This is a genomic window from Flavobacterium sp. (assembly GCF_044368995.1).
GTDB lineage: Bacteria > Bacteroidota > Bacteroidia > Flavobacteriales > Flavobacteriaceae > Flavobacterium.
The window spans coordinates 1-4,278 of the sequence record NZ_JBIPMS010000137.1 but is presented as its reverse complement, the minus strand read 5'-3'; the positions used below and the strand labels follow the sequence as shown (position 1 = coordinate 4,278).

Annotated in this window: 5 protein-coding genes and 1 pseudogene; 4 read left to right on the top strand and 2 right to left on the bottom strand. The window is 31.3% G+C overall.

Features of this window, described 5'->3' with window-relative positions; all coding sequences use genetic code 11:
• Together ACIQ2I_RS08305 and ACIQ2I_RS08300 are read right to left on the bottom strand one after the other, a co-directional pair.
• A pseudogene (locus ACIQ2I_RS08305) lies at nucleotides 1-619 on the bottom strand (hypothetical protein); the annotation flags it as partial.
• A gap of 60 nt (nucleotides 620-679) precedes the next feature.
• A complete protein-coding gene (locus ACIQ2I_RS08300; RefSeq protein WP_396181952.1) occupies nucleotides 680-937 on the bottom strand; it encodes a DUF4834 domain-containing protein in 258 nt (85 codons plus the stop codon).
• A gap of 94 nt (nucleotides 938-1,031) precedes the next feature.
• Here ACIQ2I_RS08300 and ACIQ2I_RS08295 point away from each other — a divergent pair, with 94 nt between their 5' ends.
• The 4 genes from ACIQ2I_RS08295 to miaA form a co-directional block, all read left to right on the top strand.
• Nucleotides 1,032-1,991 (top strand): transporter, encoded by a 960-nt coding sequence (locus ACIQ2I_RS08295; protein WP_396181951.1) that lies wholly within the window; start codon nucleotides 1,032-1,034, stop codon nucleotides 1,989-1,991.
• Entirely contained in the window at nucleotides 1,991-3,109 is a 1,119-nt protein-coding gene (locus ACIQ2I_RS08290) for a GTP cyclohydrolase (protein ID WP_396181950.1), read from the top strand. Before ACIQ2I_RS08295 ends, ACIQ2I_RS08290 begins: the two co-directional genes overlap by 1 nt.
• Before the next feature lie 30 nt (nucleotides 3,110-3,139).
• Nucleotides 3,140-3,457, top strand: coding sequence for a YbaB/EbfC family nucleoid-associated protein (locus ACIQ2I_RS08285; RefSeq protein ID WP_396181949.1), 318 nt, complete (start codon nucleotides 3,140-3,142; stop codon nucleotides 3,455-3,457).
• A 16-nt stretch (nucleotides 3,458-3,473) separates the two neighbouring features.
• Nucleotides 3,474-4,278 (top strand): tRNA (adenosine(37)-N6)-dimethylallyltransferase MiaA (miaA, locus tag ACIQ2I_RS08280; protein ID WP_396181948.1); only part of this gene is annotated, 805 nt, incomplete at its 3' end.

Here is a 4,278-nt window from a genome sequence, read left to right as displayed (position 1 = left end):
AAATGTAAAATCCAATTACGAATGCAAATAAGAACAAGAAATAATACGTCATTTGAAAGTGATTCGCTTGAATTTCTAATCCGGCAGCGAGCATAGTTAAAATACCACCAACTAAATAACGTTTGTTAAAAACAAATACAATTCCGGCTAAAACCATCGGGATATATGCTATTGCATGTGCTTTTGCATTATGCCCTACTCCTAAAATAATAATCAAATACGTAGAAAAACCAAACGCTAAAGCACCAAAAAAGGCTTGTAACGGTTTGATTTTTAAACTCATTAATAACAAATAAAAACCTAAGAAATATAAAAATAAATAATCGGCAGGACGAGGTAAAAATCGCAACGCACTATCTAAACTTTTAATATAATTATGAGGATATTTTGCACCTAATTGATACGTTGGCATACCACCAAACGCGCTATTTGTCCAATACGGCTCTTCATGAAATTCATTTCTAAAGTCGTTTTGTTCTTTTGCCATTCCGGTATATTGGGCAATATCTGATTGCATTATTTGTTTTCCAGACAAAACTGGATAAAAATAAATAATAGCAATGACTATAAAACCAAAAATGGCATATAAATGAGGTGCAATTTTTTCTAATTTTTTCATTATACTTCTTAAAATTAATGTCCTACAAAAATAAAAAAATCTCCGCCATAACGGAGAAAATTAGTCAACTTCTTCATAATCGATATAATCACCAACTACTTTTTTATCTTTTTTTGGAATTTCTTCTTTGTTTTCTGAAGCAGATTGATGATTTTGTTGCTGTTGTTCAAACTGCTTTTTAATATGTTCTTCTGCTTTTTTCGCAACTTTTTGAATCAAATAAGGTGCTAACAACCTCATTGCGAACTTAAATAAATAATAAAACAAAATGATATAGAATATGGTTCTAATAAATCCCGGCACACTTGCTGTATCCATAATTATAATTTTTTTGTCAAAAATAAGGAATATATCAAATCTAATACTTAAAATTATGATAAAATATTTACATTTGAATTTTAAAATAATCTTTATGAAGTTTCCTACAAAAGTTGTTTGTATAGCAACAATATTGATGACGTCAATTGCTAATGCACAATACACGGATGAAGTAAATTCTAACCGTCCAGGAAAGTCTATGATGGCTTTTTCTGTGGGAAAAAGTGTTATTCAAACAGAAACAGGAATAAATTACATTTCTGAAAATCACGATAAACTTAACTATAACGCAAAAGGGTATTTTGCCGATTTAGCTTTACGTTGGGGATTGTTTAAAGAAGAATTAGAGCTTATTGCAGAAATTCAATACCAAAAAGACTCATATCAACAATATGCAGTTACTTCAAACAGAAGTGCCTTGAGACAAACAACTTTTGGGGCAAAATATTTATTTTATGACCCATTTAAAAATGGCCCTGAAAAACCAAATGTGTACAGTTGGAAAGCCAATCACCGTTTCAAATGGAAACAATTTATCCCAGCATTTTCTGCTTATGCCGGTGCAAATTTTAATTTTGCTGAAACTAATTTGTTTGCAAATACTTCAGTAGTTGAGGCCACATTTAGTCCGAAAGTTATGGCTATTGCTCAAAATCATTTTGGCGATAGAACTGTTTTGGTCACCAATTTAATTTACAACAAAATAGGTACTGATTTTTCTAGTATCGATTACATCTTAACCGTTACACACGGAATCAATCAAAACTTGTCGGTTTTTTTGGAAAATCAGGGTTATAATGGAAAATATTACAGTGATGGAATTTTCAGATTAGGTGCTGCCTATCTGCATAAAAAAGACATGCAATTTGATGCTTCCATTGGTACAAGTATAAAAACCACACCAGGAATATTTTATGGTGGTGTTGGGTTTACTTGGCGTTTTACAAAAAATTACAAAGAAATAAAAATGAACAAACCAGGTACAAGAAGTAAAATGGACAAGAAAATGGATAAAAAGGCAGCCAAAAGCAAAAGAAAAGACAGTGTAGACTAATGATAGAAGTAAAAGAAATTTTCTCGAAAAAAGAATTGAAGGAATTTATTAAATTTCCTTTTGAGTTGTACAAAGACAACAAATATTGGGTGCCGCCAATTATTCAAGAAGAATTAGAAAGCTTTGATAAAACCAAAAATCCAGTTTTTCAATCCGCAGACACTCATTTTTATTTGGCTTATAAAAACAATAAAATTGTAGGACGTGTAGTGGCAATTATAAATTGGGATGAAGTGAATATTTTAAGTAAAAAGAAAGTGCGATTTGGTTGGTTTGATGTAATTGATGATGTAGAAGTAACAAAAGCACTGTTAGACAAAGTAATTGCTTTTGGAAAAGAACATAACTTAGAAAATATTGAAGGTCCAATGGGATTCTCAAATTTGGATAAAGTGGGCTGTCTAATTGAAGGTTTTGAGGAAAGAGGACTAATGATAACTTGGTATAATTTTCCTTATTACGCTAAACATTTTGAGCAATTGAGCTTTGTTAAAGAAAAAGTATATTTAGAAAGTAAGTTTCCTTTTTCAAATATTGATGCGACAAATTTTCAACGCGTAGCTGATATGATTGAAAAAAGATACGATTTAACCCATTTGAATTTCACCAAAACCAAAGACATTATGCCTTATGTGGACAAAATGTTTACGTTATTCAACGGAAGTTATGCCTCTTTGCAATCGTTTGTGCCAATTAACGACATTCAAATTGACTATTTTAAAAAGAAATACATTTCGTTTATCAATCCAGAATTTATAAAATTTGTAATGGATAAAGAAGGTAAAATGGCAGCTTTTAGTATTGTAATGCCAGATTTTTCTGAAGCTTTACAAAAATCAAAAGGCAAATTATTTCCAACAGGATTCTTACATTTATTAAAAGCCAAAAATAAATGTAAAACCGCAGTGTTTTATTTAATTGGCGTTTTACCTGAGTACCAAAGTAAAGGCGTTACCGCGATTTTATTTAATGAAAACCACATCAGCTTTAAAAAAATAGGAGTAGTAAATTGCATGCGAACACCTGAATTAGAAGACAATCAAGCCGTTCATAATTTATGGAAAAATTTTGATCCTCAATATCATAAAAAACGTTGCACTTTTATAAAAGAAATATAAAAAAAACTAAGAAACTTAAACACATACAAAATGGACTTAACGGGAATGATGGGTAAATTAAAAGAAACCCAACAAAAAATGGAAGAAACTAAAAACAGATTAAATAGCGTTTTAGTGGACGAGCAAAGTAACGACGGTTTATTACAAGTAACTTTGACGGCAAACAGAGAAATTAAAAACTTCAAAATTTCGGATGAATTATTGCAAGACAAAGAAATGTTGGAAGATTATTTGGTTACCGTTTTAAATAAAGCCATTACAAAAGCAACTAGTGTAAACGAAGCAGAAATGGCAGCCGTAGCACAATCTGGGATGCCAAGTATTCCTGGAATGGATATGTTTAAATAACCGAATTTCTTAAAAATTGAACTATCTCATTACTATTATCGGACCCACTGCAATAGGGAAAACTGCCTTAAGTATTGCTTTGGCACAACATTTTGGTTGCGAAATTATTTCGTGCGATAGTAGACAGTTTTTTAAGGAAATGAAAATTGGAACTGCAGTTCCTTCAGATGATGAATTAGCCGCTGCAACACATCATTTCATTCAAAATAAATCGGTTTTTGAGAAGTATTCCGTTGGTGATTTTGAAAAAGAAGCGCTTGAAAAATTAGACGAACTTTTTGTTAAAAACAATATCCAAATTATGGTGGGCGGCTCTGGTTTATACGTAGCTGCCGTTTTAAAAGGTTTTGATGAATTTCCGAAAATTGAAGAGCATTTTCGTACAGAAATCAATTCAAAATTTGAGACATTAGGTATCGAATTCCTTCAAGAAAAACTACAAGAATTAGACCCCGATTATTATAAAAAACTTCAAATCGAAAATCCGCAAACTTTACAAAATCCGCAACGAATGAAACGTTTTGTAGAGGTTTGTATTGGAAGTGGTCTACCCTATTCAGATTTTATTGGAAAAAGAAAAATCAAACATAATTTCACTCCAATTGTTATTGGTTTAGAAGCCAACAGAGAAATTTTGTACGACCGAATTAACAAACGTGTCGACCTAATGTTTGAAGCAGGTTTGGTTGAAGAAGTAAAGCAATTACTTCCGCATAAAGAAAGAAATGCCTTACAAACTGTTGGGTACAGAGAATTATTTGATTATTTTGAAGGGATAAGCACACTTGAATTTGCCAAAGAACAAATTAAACAAAACACAC

Coding starts and splice junctions, on each gene's coding strand:
- ACIQ2I_RS08300 (WP_396181952.1), bottom strand. CDS start 937: ATGGATACAGCAAGTGTGCCGGGATTTATTAGAACCATATTCTATATC.
- ACIQ2I_RS08295 (WP_396181951.1), top strand. CDS start 1,032: ATGAAGTTTCCTACAAAAGTTGTTTGTATAGCAACAATATTGATGACG.
- ACIQ2I_RS08290 (WP_396181950.1), top strand. CDS start 1,991: ATGATAGAAGTAAAAGAAATTTTCTCGAAAAAAGAATTGAAGGAATTT.
- ACIQ2I_RS08285 (WP_396181949.1), top strand. CDS start 3,140: ATGGACTTAACGGGAATGATGGGTAAATTAAAAGAAACCCAACAAAAA.